This is a genomic window from Providencia sp. PROV174 (assembly GCF_028480685.1).
Lineage (GTDB): Bacteria > Pseudomonadota > Gammaproteobacteria > Enterobacterales > Enterobacteriaceae > Providencia > Providencia rettgeri.
This window is the reverse complement of the sequence record NZ_JAMPOT010000023.1, coordinates 106,374-122,939: the sequence shown is the minus strand read 5'-3', so window position 1 is coordinate 122,939 and position 16,566 is coordinate 106,374. Positions and strand designations below refer to the sequence as shown.

At 41.5% G+C, this 16,566-nt stretch carries 12 protein-coding genes; 8 read left to right on the top strand and 4 right to left on the bottom strand.

All coding sequences use genetic code 11. From position 1 onward, the window contains the following. Nucleotides 1-23 precede the first annotated feature (23 nt). From PSE60_RS18400 to manD, 4 genes are all read right to left on the bottom strand, one after another. Entirely contained in the window at nt 24-1,511 is a 1,488-nt protein-coding gene (locus PSE60_RS18400) for a mannitol dehydrogenase family protein (protein WP_272666385.1), read from the bottom strand. After that, nucleotides 1,492-2,901, bottom strand: a complete 1,410-nt coding sequence (locus PSE60_RS18395; protein WP_004906844.1) for an MFS transporter — start codon at nt 2,899-2,901, stop codon at nt 1,492-1,494. Before PSE60_RS18395 ends, PSE60_RS18400 begins: the two co-directional genes overlap by 20 nt. A 61-nt stretch (nt 2,902-2,962) precedes the next feature. Then, entirely contained in the window at nt 2,963-3,985 is a 1,023-nt protein-coding gene (locus PSE60_RS18390; RefSeq protein WP_210836493.1) for a Zn-dependent oxidoreductase, read from the bottom strand. Nucleotides 3,986-4,009: 24 nt separating this feature from the next. Next, nucleotides 4,010-5,224: a D-mannonate dehydratase ManD gene (gene manD, locus PSE60_RS18385; RefSeq protein ID WP_210836491.1), complete on the bottom strand. Its 1,215-nt coding sequence runs from the start codon at nt 5,222-5,224 to the stop codon at nt 4,010-4,012. Between the two features lie 282 nt (nt 5,225-5,506). On the opposite strand from manD, the gene PSE60_RS18380 reads away from it, so the two are divergent. The 8 genes from PSE60_RS18380 (at nt 5,507) to PSE60_RS18345 (ending at nt 16,450) form a co-directional block, all read left to right on the top strand. Next, nucleotides 5,507-6,253 carry an FCD domain-containing protein gene (locus PSE60_RS18380; protein ID WP_042851476.1) on the top strand — a complete coding sequence of 249 codons (747 nt, stop codon included), beginning with the start codon at nt 5,507-5,509 and terminating at the stop codon, nt 6,251-6,253. 17 nt (nt 6,254-6,270) lie between these two features. Further along, a complete protein-coding gene (gene uxuA / locus PSE60_RS18375; RefSeq protein WP_272666384.1) occupies nt 6,271-7,464 on the top strand; it encodes a mannonate dehydratase in 1,194 nt (397 codons plus the stop codon). Nucleotides 7,465-8,068: 604 nt separating this feature from the next. Beyond that, nucleotides 8,069-9,004, top strand: a complete 936-nt coding sequence (gene fdhE, locus PSE60_RS18370; protein ID WP_004906186.1) for a formate dehydrogenase accessory protein FdhE — start codon at nt 8,069-8,071, stop codon at nt 9,002-9,004. A 22-nt stretch (nt 9,005-9,026) separates the two neighbouring features. Then, nucleotides 9,027-10,418 (top strand): L-seryl-tRNA(Sec) selenium transferase, encoded by a 1,392-nt coding sequence (gene selA / locus PSE60_RS18365; RefSeq protein WP_272666383.1) that lies wholly within the window; start codon nt 9,027-9,029, stop codon nt 10,416-10,418. Then, nucleotides 10,415-12,283, top strand: a complete 1,869-nt coding sequence (selB, locus tag PSE60_RS18360; RefSeq protein ID WP_272666382.1) for a selenocysteine-specific translation elongation factor — start codon at nt 10,415-10,417, stop codon at nt 12,281-12,283. The genes selA and selB overlap by 4 nt, the downstream gene beginning before the upstream one ends. Nucleotides 12,284-12,352: 69 nt before the next feature. Further along, nucleotides 12,353-14,017, top strand: a complete 1,665-nt coding sequence (locus tag PSE60_RS18355; RefSeq protein WP_272666381.1) for an LTA synthase family protein — start codon at nt 12,353-12,355, stop codon at nt 14,015-14,017. Between the two features lie 220 nt (nt 14,018-14,237). Then, nucleotides 14,238-15,239 (top strand): NAD-dependent epimerase, encoded by a 1,002-nt coding sequence (locus PSE60_RS18350; protein ID WP_272666380.1) that lies wholly within the window; start codon nt 14,238-14,240, stop codon nt 15,237-15,239. A 44-nt stretch (nt 15,240-15,283) separates the two neighbouring features. Beyond that, nucleotides 15,284-16,450: a nucleotide sugar dehydrogenase gene (locus PSE60_RS18345; protein WP_272666379.1), complete on the top strand. Its 1,167-nt coding sequence runs from the start codon at nt 15,284-15,286 to the stop codon at nt 16,448-16,450. Nucleotides 16,451-16,566 lie beyond the last annotated feature (116 nt).

The window sequence follows — 16,566 nt, the reverse complement described above, 5'->3', positions numbered from 1 at the left end:
AAGCCCCGCCTGCTAAGATGTTGTTATAGGTCGTGCTGGTGGTTGAGCGCTTCAACTGTTTTTTTGGCACCGTTATCACGTAGTGAAAGGTAGAATGCAGTCACCTTTTCAGTAAATAACGAATTATTAACCAGTTCGTCGGTAAACAAACTGTTGAGAGAAAGCAGTGCGCGAACACGGCTTTCATCATCAGTGCTGTTTGCAACTAGCTCAGCCAATTTTACAGCCTGTGGGTCGCTGACTTGAATTTCTGCGCCATGATCATCTTTTCCGCTGACATAACGCATCCATCCCGCAACCGCTAAGGCTAAATAATCAAATGATTGGCCGTTTTTAAGATGAATTTGGATAGAGTCGAGTAAACGTTGAGATAATTTCAGCGTTCCATCCATCGCGATTTGCCAAGTACGATGTTTCAACCCCGTATTTTTGAAACGCTCAATCAGGGCATTAGCATAGGCGGGTAAATCCACATTTTTGATGGATAACGTTGGTGCTTGCTCATTGACCATCAGGTGATAAGCCGCTTTTTCATAAGCGCTATCCTGCATGCACTCATTAATGTATTGGTAACCAGCCAAATAACCTAAATATGCAAGAAATGAGTGGCTACCATTTAACATGCGCAGTTTCATTTCTTCAAATGGAATGACATCTGTCACTAATTGAGCGCCCGCTTTTTCCCACTCAGGACGGCCCGCGACAAAATTGTCTTCAATCACCCACTGGCGAAATGGCTCACAGGCAATGGCGACTTTATCGACGATAGGGCCCAGTTGAGATTGAATTTTCTCTGCAGTGTCTGGTGTCATGGCAGGTACAATTCTATCCACCATGGTAGATGGAAAAGTGACGTTGGCTTCAATCCAATTGGCCAGTGTGACATCCTGTTTTGCGGCCATCGCTAAAATGACATTTTTCGTAATATGGCCATTTTCAGGCATATTATCACAGGACATGACTGTAAATGGCGCAATACCTAGTGCTTTACGGCGTTTTAACGCCTCAACAATCAGGCCCGGCAATGATTTAGGGGTATCTGGTGAGGCTAAATCATGTGCGATAGCGGGGTTAGAAAAATCAATCGAGCCTGTCGCGGGTACATAGCAATAACCTTTTTCAGTAACAGTCATGGAAACGATGGCAATGTTAGGGTCTAACATGCGATTGATAACAGCATTAATTCCGTGAATGGTTGGGTGTAATGCTTCTTTTACCACCCCCACCGTACGGGTTTGCCAATTATCGCCTTGCATTTCAACTACGTTATAAAGGCAATCTTGAGCGAGTAAATCTTCAATTTGTTGCTCGCCACCGACTAAATTGACTTCGCAAAAACCCCAATTACTCTGCTGTTCTGTGGCTAAAATATCGGCAAAGATGGCTTGGTGGGCGCGATGGAACGCGCCGAAACCTAAGTGAAGCATTTTTACCTTTATCTGCTCCCTATCATAGCTTGGTACTTTGATAGTCGCAGGTAATTGGTTTAGGTTATTGGTTGACAGTTGCATATTTCACTTTACCTTTTTGTTGTTCAGCCTCTTCAACAGCATCCAACGTACTGGTTAAATCACGATCTTTCACTTCAGGCATAATGATGGCGCTGATTAATGAAATGGCAGAGTAAATGATGATCATGATGGCAATTGGCCACCAGCTTCCGGTGACGCTACAGAAAATACCTGCTAGAACTGGGCCTAAGCCAGAGGCAATTAAGCCACCAATTTCTTTGGCCACAGCCATACCGGTGAAGCGGTTACGTGAGTTGAACATTTCAGCCATCGTAATATTTTCTAAGGCAAATAATCCGAGTACTGAACAGTTATGAACGATAATAATACAGATGGTAATTAAGCTAACGCTGTTCGCACCATCGACGATGACAGATAACATCGGGTAGGCGAGCAACATGGCAGATAAACTAAGAATAATATAAGGAATACGACGACCAAATTTATCGGATATCAGACCAATCACAGGAATAGTTAGGAAACCGACAACGGAGCTGATCATGATCGCATCAGTTGGAATACTCTTATCAAACAATAGGCTTTGAACCAAATATCCTGCTAAGAAAGTTTGAATTAACCCAGAGTTACCTGCTTGACCGAAACGAATGCCAGTCGCTAACCAAAATGCTTTAGATTTAAACATGGCAAAGAAACTTTCCTTCGGTGGTGTTTGTACTGCAACTTTGGCTTCTTGTTCTTCCGTATTTTGCACTTTCTCAAATACAGGGCTTTCTTTCAGATTCAGTCGTAACCATACAGCAAACAGCATTACCACGAAGCTTGCCAAGAACGGTACACGCCAGCCCCAAGCCAGTAAGTCTGACTTATCTAACCAGAAGAACATGACTGCCCAAATCGCAGTTGCGCTTAATGTGCCACAGTTTGTTCCCAGACCCACTAATGAGGCCACAATACCACGGCGGCCTTTTGGTGCATATTCTGCCAGCATGGTACCTGCGCCTGAAATTTCAGCGCCTGCCCCTAAGCCTTGAATAATTCGCAAGAGAACTAATAACAGCGGTGCGAGGATACCTACCTGTGCGTAGGTTGGTAATACCCCGATTAATGTAGTACACACCCCCATCATAGTGATGGTGATAAAGAGTACTTTTTTACGACCGATTCGGTCGCCCATTTGACCAAAGAAAATCGCACCAACAATACGTGCGACATATCCGGCACCATAAGTTCCCATCGCAAGAATTAATGCCATTGAAGCGGATTGTTCAGGGAAAAATATTTCATGGAAAACAAGTGCTGCACCTAACGAGTAAAGCTGGAAATCCATAAACTCTAGAGCGGTTCCTAGCCAGCCTGAAACTGCAGCTTTGGTTAGATCGCCAGAACTGCGTTCCACTTTCCCTGATGGGTCAATTGACTGAGTATTCATATTATTATCCTATTAATCACGTAGGGTAGTATCCAAATTGGATTTATTTTTTTTAATTAAATTAAAAGGTTAAAAGAATTTTACAGCAGGTTTTCTGGTCTTTTTCAAAGGTTAAGATTGCCTCTTGTGCTTCAGTGAATGGGAACTGATGCGTCAAGATTTTCGTTGGGTCAATTTTTTTAGATTCTATCCAGCTAATCACCTCAGGGAATTTTTTGGCATTCAAACGTGAAGAAAACAATGAAATCTCTTTGCTGGTGATACTTTGCTGTGTAACGGCACTTGCTTCACTTGAAAAGCCCATAATAGAAACTCTTGCTGCGGGGGAAGCAATCAAGATGGCTTCTTGTAAGATAGCGGGATGGCAAGCGGCATCAAGTACTAACGTTGGGCGAAGCCCCAGTGCTTTGAGTTGCTCTGGTAGTGGGGTTTGTGAGTTATCAATGACAATATCAGCACCACAATCTTTTGCTCTTGCTAAACGTTCAGCCACACGGTCAACCATAATCAAGGTTTTGACTTGATAAACCCCTTTGAGAACCTGTGCGCAGGTTAACCCAATCGTACCCGCACCATAGACTAATGCGATGTCATCTTGAGTTGGGTGAACATGCGAAGTCACGTTGGCGGCAATAGAGTATGGCTCAACGGTAACGGCACATTCATCGCTGATTGAATCAGGAATAGTATAAGCATTGGCCGCAGGGACATTGACATATTCAGTGAACCCGCCATCAGTATGAACACCCAATACTTCTAGTGTTTCACACACATTTGGTTTACCAATTGAGCATGGGTAACAATGACCACAGCTAAGGACTGGGTCGATAGAGACACGTTCACCAACGCGTTTACTGTCTACGTCTGAACCCACTTTTTCAATGACACCGAAAAATTCATGGCCAATCACACGTGGATATTTTGCAAATGGGTTATGGCCACGGTAGATATGGCTGTCAGAACCACAAATACCGGCTAAGCGAACTTTTATTTGTACTTGATTTTCAGCCGGTTCAGGAACTGAACGTTCTTCAATCAATAACGTATTGGGTTCTTTAATTACTACCGATTTTACAGCTTTCATATTTGACTCCGAATAAAATAAAAATTACCAGTTCCACAACGTGCCGTCTTCGAGACGAGCGACTGGAAGATAAGCTGGGTTGTACGGGTATTTCGCTGCCAGTTTTTCATTAAAATCGATACCTAAACCGGGCTTATCACTTGGGTGCATATAACCATCGTTGAACGTCCAGTTGGTCGTAAATACGGACAACATTTCTTCTGAATAGCCCATAAACTCTTGAACGCCGAAATTGGGTACCCAAAGGTCAAAGTGTAAGGCGGCAGCATGGCAAATTGGGGATAAGTCAGATGGACCATGAGAACCAGTTCTGACTTGGTAAAGTGAAGCAAAATCAGCAATTCGGCGCATTCCCGTGATCCCACCAGCATGCGTGATTGTGGTGCGGATATAATCGATGAGTTGCTCTTCAATCAATTGTTTACAATCCCAAATGCTATTAAAAACTTCACCTACGGCGATTGGGGTGACGGTATGTTGACGAATTAATCTAAAACAAGCTTGGTTTTCCGCTGGTGTTGGGTCTTCCATCCAAAATAATCGATAATCTTCAATACTTTTACCGAAGCGAGCCGCTTCAATAGGGGTCAAGCGATGGTGCATATCGTGTAAAAGGTGCTCATTGAAGCCATATTTGTCCCGAACGGCTTCAAACAGTTTGGGCATAAAGTCCAGATATTTTTCGGTTGACCAAAGTTGTTCTTCAGGGTGATGGCCTTTTGTGGCAGGTTCATAAGCAAGGTTTTTTCCTTTACTCTGTCCATAGGTGGTTGCCATTCCTGGAATGCCACATTGCACACGGATCGCTTTAAAACCTTTTTCTTTATATTTTGCGTAGTTATCTAGTGTTTCAGCAATATCGGTACCCGTGGTGTGGCAATAAACCATCACTCCTTCACGAGAAGCGCCACCGAGTAACTGATAGACCGGAAGGTTGGCAATTTTGCCTTTAATATCCCACAGTGCCATATCAATCGCAGAAATGGCGGACATCGTAACTGGGCCTCTACGCCAGTAAGCTCCCTTATAGAAGAACTGATAAATATCTTCAATTTTATGTGGGTCACGGCCTATTAGCTGAGGACAGAGGTGATCTTGAAGATAGGATGCTACAGAGAGCTCTCTCCCGTTAAGGGTGGCATCACCTAATCCATATACGCCTTCATCGGTCGTAATTTTTAATGTGACAAAATTACGACCGGGGCTACATACAAAGACTTCTGCTTTTATGATTTTCATTTTGGCCCGAATCCCTATTACGTGTTAACCAACTGATCAACCAAATTACCGTAAAATACTCAAAGTGGTTTATTTATTGGTTGACCAAATTCTCTTTTTTTCACTCTATCAATCGGTAAATTAAAAAACAATGACTAAAAAGACGACAATAAGTGAATCTGATCACAAATTGGTTAACTAATTTTGCGGAAATAGTGGATAAATTGGTTGACCATTGTAATGAGGGACGATAATCTACAATGGAAGAACTAAATTTAATTCGACAACGCGTTGTACATATATATGAAAACTCAATACCGCTCGTACCAATACCTAGGTCAGCAGTTAAAAGAGCTCATTGCATCTGGTGAATATCCGATAGGAAGTCGTTTAATGCCAGAGCGTGAGATCGCTAAAAAATATGATGTTAGTCGCTCATTGGTACGTGAAGCACTCATCATGTTGGAAATTGAAAAATTGGTTTCTATCAAGAAAGGTTCTGGGGTTTATGTCATTAATCATCCAGACCTATTGATTGATGAAATTAAAAGTTTAGATCATGGCCCTTTTGAAATACTGCAAGCTCGCCAAGTGATTGAAAGTGCGATAGCTGCATGCGCTGCTTTGTCAGCAACAAAAGCTGATATCCAAGAGATCCGCGCATTATTAGAAGATGAGCGAATTAAAGTCGCAAATAATGAAAGTGACGATGCTAATGATCATAAGTTCCACGTGTTAATTGCTCGCGCAAGCAAGAATGACATGATGGCGAAGATTATTGATGATATCTGGGCTGTGCGGTTACAAAGCCCTATGTGGGATAAGCTTCACGAACATATTGACAACACAACTTACCGAAAGAAGTGGTTGGTTGATCATGAAAATATTTTAAATGCACTACAAAAACGTGATCCGGAGTTGGCTAAAAAAGAGATGTGGCAGCATTTAGAGAATGTCAAAAATACGCTAATGCAGCTTTCTGATTTTGATGACCCCAATTTTGATGGTTACCTATTTGAAACAATTCCTTATCAGACTATTTTTGAATAATCGAAGGAGAAGTACTCATGGAGCATACGTGGCGTTGGTACGGTCCTAATGACCCTGTTTCTTTAAGTGATGCTAGGCAAGCAGAGGCGACAGGTATCGTCTCTGCGCTCCACCATATTCCTAACGGTGAAGTTTGGAGTGTCGAGGAGATTTTAAAGCGTAAGGCTATCATTGAAGATGCTGGGTTAGTTTGGTCTGTCGTGGAAAGTATTCCTGTTCACGAAGATATTAAAACTCAACAAGGTAATTTTGATCTCTATATTCAAAATTACCAACAGAGTATTCGTAATTTAGCATCCTGTGGTATTAAGACCATTTGCTATAATTTTATGCCAATTCTAGATTGGACGCGTACTGACCTTGCTTACACGCTACCGGATGGCTCCAAAGCGTTACGGTTCGATAATATTGCTTTTGCTGCGTTTGAAATTCATATTTTAAAGCGTGAAAATGCGGCAGCGAGTTATTCAGAACAAGAAGTTAAAGAAGCAGCTGAGTATTATGCCAATATGTCATCTGATGACATTGAAAATCTGATTAAAACCATCATCGCAGGGCTACCGGGTGCGGAAGAAGGTTATACATTAGACCAATTCCGTGAGCGCTTGGCGCTGTATAATAATATTGATGAAAATCAGTTACGTGAGAATTTACGTTATTTCTTGCAGAAAATCGTTCCTGTCTGTGAAGAAGAAAATGTGGTTTTAGCTATTCACCCGGATGACCCTCCACGCCCAATTTTAGGCCTGCCACGTATTGTTTCTACCATTGAAGATATGCGGTTTATTAAGCAAAGCTGCGATAGTATTCATAATGGGTTTACTATGTGCACAGGTTCTTATGGTGTACGAGCCGATAACGACCTAGTAAAAATGATTAATGAATTTGGTGATCGCATTCATTTCACACATTTACGTTCAACAGTGAGAGAAAATAACCCAAATACCTTCCATGAAGGCAATCATATTGCAGGTGATGTTGATATGTTTGAAGTGGTCAAAGCCATTTTAGCGGTTGAACAGAAACGCTATGCTGCGGGGCTTGCACCCATTCCAATGAGACCAGACCATGGCCACCAAATTTTAGATGATTTGAAAAAAGTGACCAACCCAGGCTATTCCGCTATTGGGCGCTTAAAAGGTTTAGCGGAAGTTAGAGGTTTAGAGCTTGCAATTAAGCGTATGTATTACCCTGAATTACTGAAAATCTAAAACCTAATTCGTTGTTAACAATATTGGCTTTTTATTTGGTATTTTGATGATACCAAAGGGACTGTTATACCCCTAAAGAAGCAAAACTGTTATTTCATTGTTACGCGACCGAATAGTATTTGGTCGCGTATTCTATTGACCATAAATGCTTTTTATATTTATTTTTATCTAAAAGGTACAGTAGATATGATATTAAATATATTTATGTTTTTATTTATTTCTTATTGAAGAACGGCAATAAAAAACACCTTGAGATAAGAGTGAAATACCTATTCCTGTTGCAAATAGAAGGCTGCTTGCAGCATAAGCTTGTAGTCATAACCACTTCAAACCATAACTTCAGAATTTTTATCCTAGTGATAACAATTTATTTATATCAAATAAAACAATCATCATCCTGATTTACATTTACCTTGATCTACTCCGGGTTAATGGAAGGGATAATTCAGGGGCTAGAGTAGCCTCAAGATGACTTTTGTTTTATCCTGAACATTAGAGAACCGCTTTCGCGGATATAAATATGATGAGCAAAAACGCTTTCGAGAAAATAAATAGCCTTTTCTCGGGAATTGTCGTTATAAAAAAATAGAAAAGAGAGAACGCAATGGGTATTCGTATCGTTCCTAAAGAAGAGTTAGGACAAGAAAGATTGAAAGAAAAAGGAATTGGTTTTATTCCACCAGTTCTGTTTCCTAACTTAAAAAGCTTATATCAGCGCCGTGCTGAGCGACTTAAAGAACTTGGTGCGGGAGAACATCCTTTTGCAGATTATCTGAATTTTGCCGCTGAAGTGGCAACCGCGCAACATAATGCACAGCATGATAATCCATTAGAAATGGATATGGCATCTATCCTTGAGCGTTCAACAAATACCAATAATTCGCCATTGGATGCAAAAACATTTCCACGCACAACACATTGGCACAAATTATTGACGGCAATTATTGCCGAATTAATGCCAGTCGTGCCTGAGTCTGTACGCCCTGCGTTAGAAAACCTGAATAAAGCGTCTGAAACAGAACTCGAAGCCATGGCAACTGCGTTGCTAAATGAAGAATTTGAAAAAGTGCCTGCGGATAAATCGATGTTTATTTGGGCTGCATTATCGGTGTATTGGGCACAAATGGCAGCAAATATCCCGGGTAAAGCGCGTGCAGAGCATGGTGACCATCGTCATTTCTGTCCTGTATGTAATAGCATGCCAGTGTCGAGTATTGTGCAAATTGGTACATCACAAGGTTTACGTTATTTGCACTGTAATTTATGTGAAACTGAATGGCATATGGTGCGCGTAAAATGCAGTAACTGTGAGCAAACGGGTAAATTGAATTATTGGTCATTAGATGATGAAAATGCAGCAGTTAAAGCTGAAAGCTGTGGTGATTGTGGTAGCTATCTGAAAATCCTTTATCAAGAAAAAGAAGCTAAAGTTGAAGCTGTCGCTGATGATTTAGCGTCAATTATTTTAGATGCTCGCATGGAAGAAGAAGGTTTTGCACGTAGCAGTATTAATCCGTTCTTGTTCCCTGGTGAAAAATAAGCGGTAAAAGAGAATCGTGACTATGGCTGAATCAGACTTGGTTTTATATCGCCAACTTCCTGCGATTGATAAATTATTGCAACTCGATGAAGTGCAAATATTGATTGAACAATCAGGGGCTCACTGGGTCACTGCATGTTTACGTGAGATGCAAGAGCAAGCTCGAACCTGTATTGCACAGGCAGGGAAATTACCTGCCTGGCAGGAAGATTGGGTAAAAGAGTTAGTTCAACGCCATCAAGCTTTAGGGCAAAGTGCCCTAAAAAACGTGTTTAACTTGACCGGTACGGTGTTACATACCAATTTAGGCCGTGCGGTAATGTCGACCACAGCCGTGAATGCGGTTAGCCAAGTGATGAGTTCGCCTATCACATTAGAATATTCTCTAGATGGCGCGATGCGAGGGCATCGTGACCGTGCGATTGCTGATTTACTGTGTGAGCTTACTGGCGCAGAAGATGCGTGTATTGTTAATAATAATGCTGCTGCAGTTTTATTATTGTTAGCAACGGTTGCGAATGGCCAGCAAGTTATTGTTTCTCGTGGTGAATTAGTTGAGATTGGCGGGGCTTTTCGAGTGCCTGATGTCATGGCTCAGGCTGGCTGCCAATTAGTTGAAGTGGGAACAACAAATCGGACCCACTTACGTGACTATGAGAATGCGATTAATGATCAAACGGCACTATTAATGAAAGTGCATACCAGTAATTACAGTATTGAAGGATTTACTGCTGAAGTTGAAGGTGAAGAGCTTGCAGAGCTAGGTAGAAAGCACCAATTACCAACGGCAATTGATTTAGGCAGTGGTTCGATGATTGATATGACGGCTTATGGGCTACCCGCAGAGCCCATGCCACAAAATTATCTTTCTCAAGGCATTGATTTGGTTTCAATTTCTGGGGATAAACTTCTCGGTGGTCCACAAGCAGGGATTATTTTAGGGAAGAAGAAATGGATTGATGCAATTCAAAAACATCCATTAAAACGTGCTTTACGGGTTGATAAAATGGTTTTAGCTGCACTTGAAGCAACGCTAAAACTGTATTTAACGCCCGAAAAACTCACAACAGAATTACCCACACTACGTTGGCTAACACGAGATCCTGAAACTATTCGTGATAGCGCAGAAAGTATCGTTGTTGCCCTACAAGCCTTTTACGGGGACAAATTCATTGTTGAAGTTGAGCATTGCCTCTCACAAATAGGTAGCGGCTCACTTCCTATCGACCGTCTTCCTAGCTTTGCGGTAACCTTTACACCGTTAAATGGAAAAGGTAGCGCATTAGAGCAACTCGCTACGCAATGGCGTCAGTTACCTCAACCCGTGATTGGGCGTATGAAAGAAGGTAAATTGTGGCTTGACCTGCGCTGTCTTGATGATGAACATGCGTTATTACAGGCTTTACTTTCATGATTTTTGCGACTGCAGGCCATGTTGACCATGGTAAAACCTCATTAATTCAAGCTATTACTGGCGTAAATACCGCACACCTCCCCGAGGAAAAAAAGCGCGGAATGACCATTGACCTAGGGTATGCCTACTGGCCGCAACCAGATGGTAGCTCGATTGGTTTTATCGACGTTCCAGGACATGAAAAATTTTTAGCCAATATGTTGGCTGGGATTGGCGGCATAAATCATGCGCTTTTGGTTGTCGCTTGTGATGATGGTGTGATGGCGCAAACCCTTGAACACCTTTCTATTTTAAGACTAGCGGGCTGTGAAAATGTCAGTGTCATACTGACGAAGGCTGACCGAGTTGACCATTCGCGAATTGAGCAGGTTACGAAGCAAGTTACCTCTGAGTTGGCTCAGCAAGGTTGGCCAGATGCAAAACTATTTATTACGTCTATCGAAGATGGGCGTGGCATTGATGCGCTGCGGATATATCTGCAACAGCTTCATCAGCAAAGTGGTTCACATCCCAATATCCAACGTCGTTTTCGTTTAGCCATTGACCGCGTTTTTTTGGTTAAAGGTGCAGGGATTGTGGTGACTGGTACCGCGTTAGCGGGAAAAATTCAAGTTGGCGAATCACTTTGGGTGACTGGGGCGGATAAGCAAGTTCGTGTCAGAGGTATTCATCGGCAAAACCAACTATCTGAATTCGCTGTCGCGGGGGACCGTGTGGCTTTAAACTTGACAGGTGATATTGATAAAGAAAATATCACTCGAGGTGATTGGTTACTTGCAGAGCAACCTGCGTTTATTGCGACACGGGTTATTGTCGAATTGGAATGCGATACATTAATTAAGCACTGGCAGCCTGTGCATCTCTATCATGGTGCAAGCCATATCACTGGCCGAGTATCATTATTAGTGGAGCAAGGAGAAACCCCTGTTCTCGCAGAATTAATTTTAGATACCCCATTATGGTTAGTAGAGAATGACCGGTTAATCATTCGTGATATTAGCGCTCGCCAAACGTTAGGTGGGGCTCGAGTGATACGTTTGGTTTCCCCACGCCGAGGTAAAAGGCTCCCAGAGTTTTTGGATTGGTTATCTAAGCTTTGCCGAGAACAAGACGAACTGGCTCACTTTAAGTTACAACTTCCACAAGGTGAACTTAATTTACGGGATTACAGTTGGGCGCGGCAACTCACCCATGAAGCATTAGATAATTTATTAGCAAAAACGGATGTGGAACGGGTTGGCAATCACGTTTTATCCATGTTTAAAACGCAAATAGCGAAAGAACATATCGTTCAAACTCTTGAAAAATTTAATGAAATACACAGTGACCAAATTGGTGTTGGCAAAGCACGTTTAAAACGTATGGCTCTGCCTTCAATGAGTGAGGCATTAGCCTTTAAATTCATTAATGACCTAATTACTGACAATGTTATTAAGCAAACACGTGGCTGGCTACATATGCCTCAACATGGGTTGGTGTTTGATGTGCAACAGCAGTTGATTTGGCAACAAATATACCCACTATTTTCACGTAATGAGGCGTGGTGGGTGCGTGATTTAGCATTAGAAAGTGGTTATGAAGAAGACACGATGCGCCGCGTGTTAAAAAAGGCGGCACAAATGGGGTTAATTACGGCAATAGTTCGTGACCGCTATTATAGTCATGAACAAATTAATTATTTTGCTTCACTTATTCATCGTTATTGCTTGGAAAATGAAGCTATTTTTGCGGCTGATTTTCGTAACGAATTAGGGATTGGCCGAAAACTCGCGATTCAAATTCTTGAGTTTTTTGATAAAAGCGGTTTTACTCGTCGTAAAGGCGATGGTCACCATTTACGAGATAAAGGCATTTTCGTTGAATAAATTGAGTGTTTTAATCCGTTATAGTAGTGCCTCATAGCAACCTCCAATATTAAACTTGTGGTAAAACTAATGAAGAAAAAGTTATTTGCAGGCTTTTATCTGGCATTGATCTTTATTGGCTCCCTTTTCTTAGTCTTTGAAAAAGGTAGTGTAATTTATCCTGCACTCATATCGGTCAGTGTATATGCCGTTTTATTCGGTATTTTAATGGTGCTAACAGCCCGCTGGTTATTTTCTGCGATTATTACCAGTACATTATTTATCATTATTAAATTCCTGAACCAGTTAAAAGTTCATTATTACAAAGAACAACTCTTCTTTAGTGATATCAATATCATGACGGACACTTCCAATATGGGCACCTTGGGCCATTACTGGTTAGCGGGTGTCGCATTGGTTGGGTTCCTTATTTTATTAATCATTAATGGGGTTATTAGCTGGCGGTTGATCAAACCAAGCAAATCAAAAATGACTCGCTTTATTGGTGTCGTTCTTATTATTGCAGGTTACTTTGGTATTAACTTCACAAGCTCACATTATTATGACAGATGGTCCCAGACGTTGCCAAAAGGCCGGGGGACAGTGACCAATATTATTATGTCAGCACAAAATGCGAGTTATCAATCCCCTGAATTTGCCGGTTCAGCCGATTACTTTGTGGAAAAAGCGGCCACTATCTCCCTAGAAAATAATGCGGTATCAGAAAAACCAGACATCGTTTTATTACTACAAGAATCTACGGTTGACCCACATATTTATGATTTACCTGAAGGAACCAAACTTCCCGATTTATTTATGTTCCAGCAAGATAATGGCGTAAGCGCGCATAGTCAGATGCGGGTGCAAACTTTTGGTGGGGGAACTTGGTTATCTGAATTCTCCGCCCTAACAGGCTTAAATAGCGATGATTTCGGTGCGCAAAAAAGCGGTGTATTTTATTTTATCGTTGACCACCTTAAAAATAGCTTATTCAAAGAAATGAAGGCCAACGGTTATTATACCGTGGTACTTACCCCCTTTAATAAAGGTGCATACCATTCCGGCCATGCCTATGAAACGCTTGGGGTTGATAGAATTATTCAACCACAAGAACTTGGTTACCCAGGAAAATTACAAGATAACTTATGGACGATCAGCACCGATGATATGCTGAAATACGTAAAAGAAATCTTAGCTCAAGAAACAGATAAACCTGTATTTATTTTCTCTCTTACCATGTATGAACATGGCCCCTATAAAGAGAGTCATAGTGATGACTATGGCATAAAAGATAAAATTAAAAATCCAGATGCTGCAGGTGAATTTAGCCATTACATGGACAAAATCGTAACTTCAGATGCATCAATACGTGATTTTGCAGACTTTATTGAAAAACGTGAGCGTCCGTTGATGTTCTTATATTTTGGTGACCATCAACCAGGCATTAGTTTAAATCAGTATAATTCTTCATTTTCATCCCCCGCTTATTTAACACAATTTACCTTACGGGATAATTTGAAATCAGGCGCGGTGATAAAAACGGGCCAGTTAACTGATATTTCCTTCTTAGGCGGTATCTTATTGGAAAGGGCAAATTTAAAAATTTCCCCATTTTATGAGGCCAACATCAAGATGCGTCACTTATGTGATGGCAAGCTGAATGATTGTGAAGACCAGAAGTTACTGGATAGCTACCGTAACTATGTTTATAAAATTTTAGATGCAGCCAATGCCAATAAAGGCGATATTCATTAGTATGTGATTATCAGCCGTAGATATTTACGGCTGATACCTTCTTTTTATGATTCCCCACCTAGAATATTAATATTTTCTTAAAATTTATTATTTTTTACGATTTTTGGTTTTCATAACAAAACCATTTGTTATTTTTTTTGTCTTAATTTTAGTTAATTTTTCTGTGAATTAGGTGCTCATTTAGAGCTTTAGAATGGTTTAACGCTAGAAGACAATCAATATGAAATATTTGGTTACGGGAAGTGCGGGTTTTATTGGTTTTACGCTTTGCCAGCGTTTATTAGAGAATGGGCATGAAGTTGTCGGAATTGATAACTTAAATGCGTATTATGATCAGGGGCTTAAACAATCCCGTTTACATTTATTGGAGCAGTTCCCTTTATTTCGCTTTATTCATCTTGACCTCACTGACCGTGAAACCGTTCGGGTATTGTGTACCCAAGAACAATTTGACCGAGTCATTCACTTAGCGGCACAAGCGGGTGTTCGTTACTCGTTGGAAAACCCATTTGCTTATGCAGATAGCAATTTGACCGGCCATCTCGCTATTTTAGAAGGCTGCCGTCAGGCAAAAGTGAAGCATTTGGTCTATGCCTCTTCAAGTTCGGTGTACGGCGTAACCGATAAGACGCCATTTACCACGGACATGGCAACCGATCACCCTATCTCACTGTATGCTGCAACAAAGAAAGCCAATGAATTAATGGCGCACTCATATTCACATTTATATCAGTTGCCGACTACAGGGCTGCGCTTCTTTACGGTTTATGGCCCATGGGGGCGCCCAGACATGGCTTTATTCAAATTTACGAAAGCTATTTTGGCGGGCGAGCCTATCGATGTCTATAATAACGGCAATCTCAGCCGTGATTTCACTTTTGTTGATGATATTGTCGAAGGTGTGATCCGTATTTCAGATATAATTCCACAAGCAAACCCGAATAACTCTTCGGCATCACCAGCAGAAAGCAGCGCGCCATATCGAATCTATAATATTGGTAATGGGCAGCCCGTTAAGTTGATTGAATTTATTTCTGCACTGGAAAAAGCACTGGGTAAAGAAGCGATTAAAAACTTTTTACCTATGCAAGCGGGTGATGTGTACACCACTTGGGCGGATACAGAAGACTTGTTTAATGTAACAGGTTATCGCCCACAAGTTTCTATTGAGCAGGGTGTTCAAGCATTTGTGGATTGGTATCGTTCTTATTACCACCAATAATATCAATAAGCTGTAACATCCTTAGCAGGATTTGAGAGGCAAGTTTGAAAATAGCAATCGCAGGAACCGGCTACGTCGGCCTATCTAACGCCATGTTGCTGTCACAAAACCACGAAGTGGTCGCCGTGGACATCATCCCTGAAAAAGTGGCGATGTTAAACAACCATCAATCACCGATTGTTGATGCAGAAATTGAGCAGTTTTTAACGGAAAAGACCCTCAATTTTCGTGCTACAGAAGATAAAACAGAAGCCTACACAGGGGCTCAGTACGTGATTGTGGCGACACCAACTGACTATGACCCCAAAACCAATTATTTTAACACCCAGTCAGTTGAATCTGTTATTCATGACGTGAATGGCATTAACCCTGCAGCGACGATCATCGTGAAATCCACTATTCCGGTGGGCTTTACTGCACGTTTACGTGAAGAATTTGGTTATACCAACGTGATTTTCTCCCCTGAATTTTTACGTGAAGGCCGCGCTTTGTGGGATAACTTGCATCCTTCCCGTATCGTGGTGGGAGAGCGTTCAGAGCGCGCAAAAATTTTTGCGGATTTACTGCTTGAAGGTGCAATTAAAAAAGACGTTCCCGTGTTATTTACCGATGGCACTGAAGCCGAAGCCATTAAACTATTTGCCAACACCTATTTAGCCATGCGTGTGGCGTACTTTAATGAGCTCGACACCTATGCAGAAAGCCGCGGTTTAAATGCACGCCAAATTATTGAAGGGGTTTCTTTAGACCCACGTATTGGCAGCCATTATAACAACCCCTCATTCGGTTACGGTGGTTATTGTTTACCAAAAGATACCAAGCAACTGTTAGCTAACTACGATGACGTGCCAAATAACTTGATTAACGCCATTGTGGAATCGAACCGTACTCGCAAAGACTTTATTTCGGATGCGATTATTGCCAAAGCACCACGTAAAGTCGGTGTTTATCGCTTAGTCATGAAAGCAGGCTCTGATAATTTTCGCGCCTCTGCGGTACAGGGTGTGATGAAACGCATCAAAGCGAAAGGTATCGAAGTGGTGGTGTATGAGCCAGTCTTAAAAGAAGAAGAGTTCTTCCGCTCTAAAGTTATTCGTGACTTAGAGACTTTCAAAGCAGAAAGCGACATTATTTTAGCCAACCGGATGGTGCCTGAGCTGGAAGATGTGGCAGGGAAAGTCTATACCCGCGATTTATTCGGTAACGACTAAGCGGTTTTTATGAGAGTAAGTTGGCGCTATGGTGACTTGCTCTCATAGATAGAGCTGTACAGCTTTTCTAAAACCTTACCAATTTTGTGGCATATCGCACAACTTACCTATTTTTA

Coding starts and splice junctions, on each gene's coding strand:
- PSE60_RS18400 (WP_272666385.1), bottom strand. CDS start 1,511: ATGCAACTGTCAACCAATAACCTAAACCAATTACCTGCGACTATCAAA.
- PSE60_RS18395 (WP_004906844.1), bottom strand. CDS start 2,901: ATGAATACTCAGTCAATTGACCCATCAGGGAAAGTGGAACGCAGTTCT.
- PSE60_RS18390 (WP_210836493.1), bottom strand. CDS start 3,985: ATGAAAGCTGTAAAATCGGTAGTAATTAAAGAACCCAATACGTTATTG.
- manD (WP_210836491.1), bottom strand. CDS start 5,224: ATGAAAATCATAAAAGCAGAAGTCTTTGTATGTAGCCCCGGTCGTAAT.
- PSE60_RS18380 (WP_042851476.1), top strand. CDS start 5,507: ATGAAAACTCAATACCGCTCGTACCAATACCTAGGTCAGCAGTTAAAA.
- uxuA (WP_272666384.1), top strand. CDS start 6,271: ATGGAGCATACGTGGCGTTGGTACGGTCCTAATGACCCTGTTTCTTTA.
- fdhE (WP_004906186.1), top strand. CDS start 8,069: ATGGGTATTCGTATCGTTCCTAAAGAAGAGTTAGGACAAGAAAGATTG.
- selA (WP_272666383.1), top strand. CDS start 9,027: ATGGCTGAATCAGACTTGGTTTTATATCGCCAACTTCCTGCGATTGAT.
- selB (WP_272666382.1), top strand. CDS start 10,415: ATGATTTTTGCGACTGCAGGCCATGTTGACCATGGTAAAACCTCATTA.
- PSE60_RS18355 (WP_272666381.1), top strand. CDS start 12,353: ATGAAGAAAAAGTTATTTGCAGGCTTTTATCTGGCATTGATCTTTATT.
- PSE60_RS18350 (WP_272666380.1), top strand. CDS start 14,238: ATGAAATATTTGGTTACGGGAAGTGCGGGTTTTATTGGTTTTACGCTT.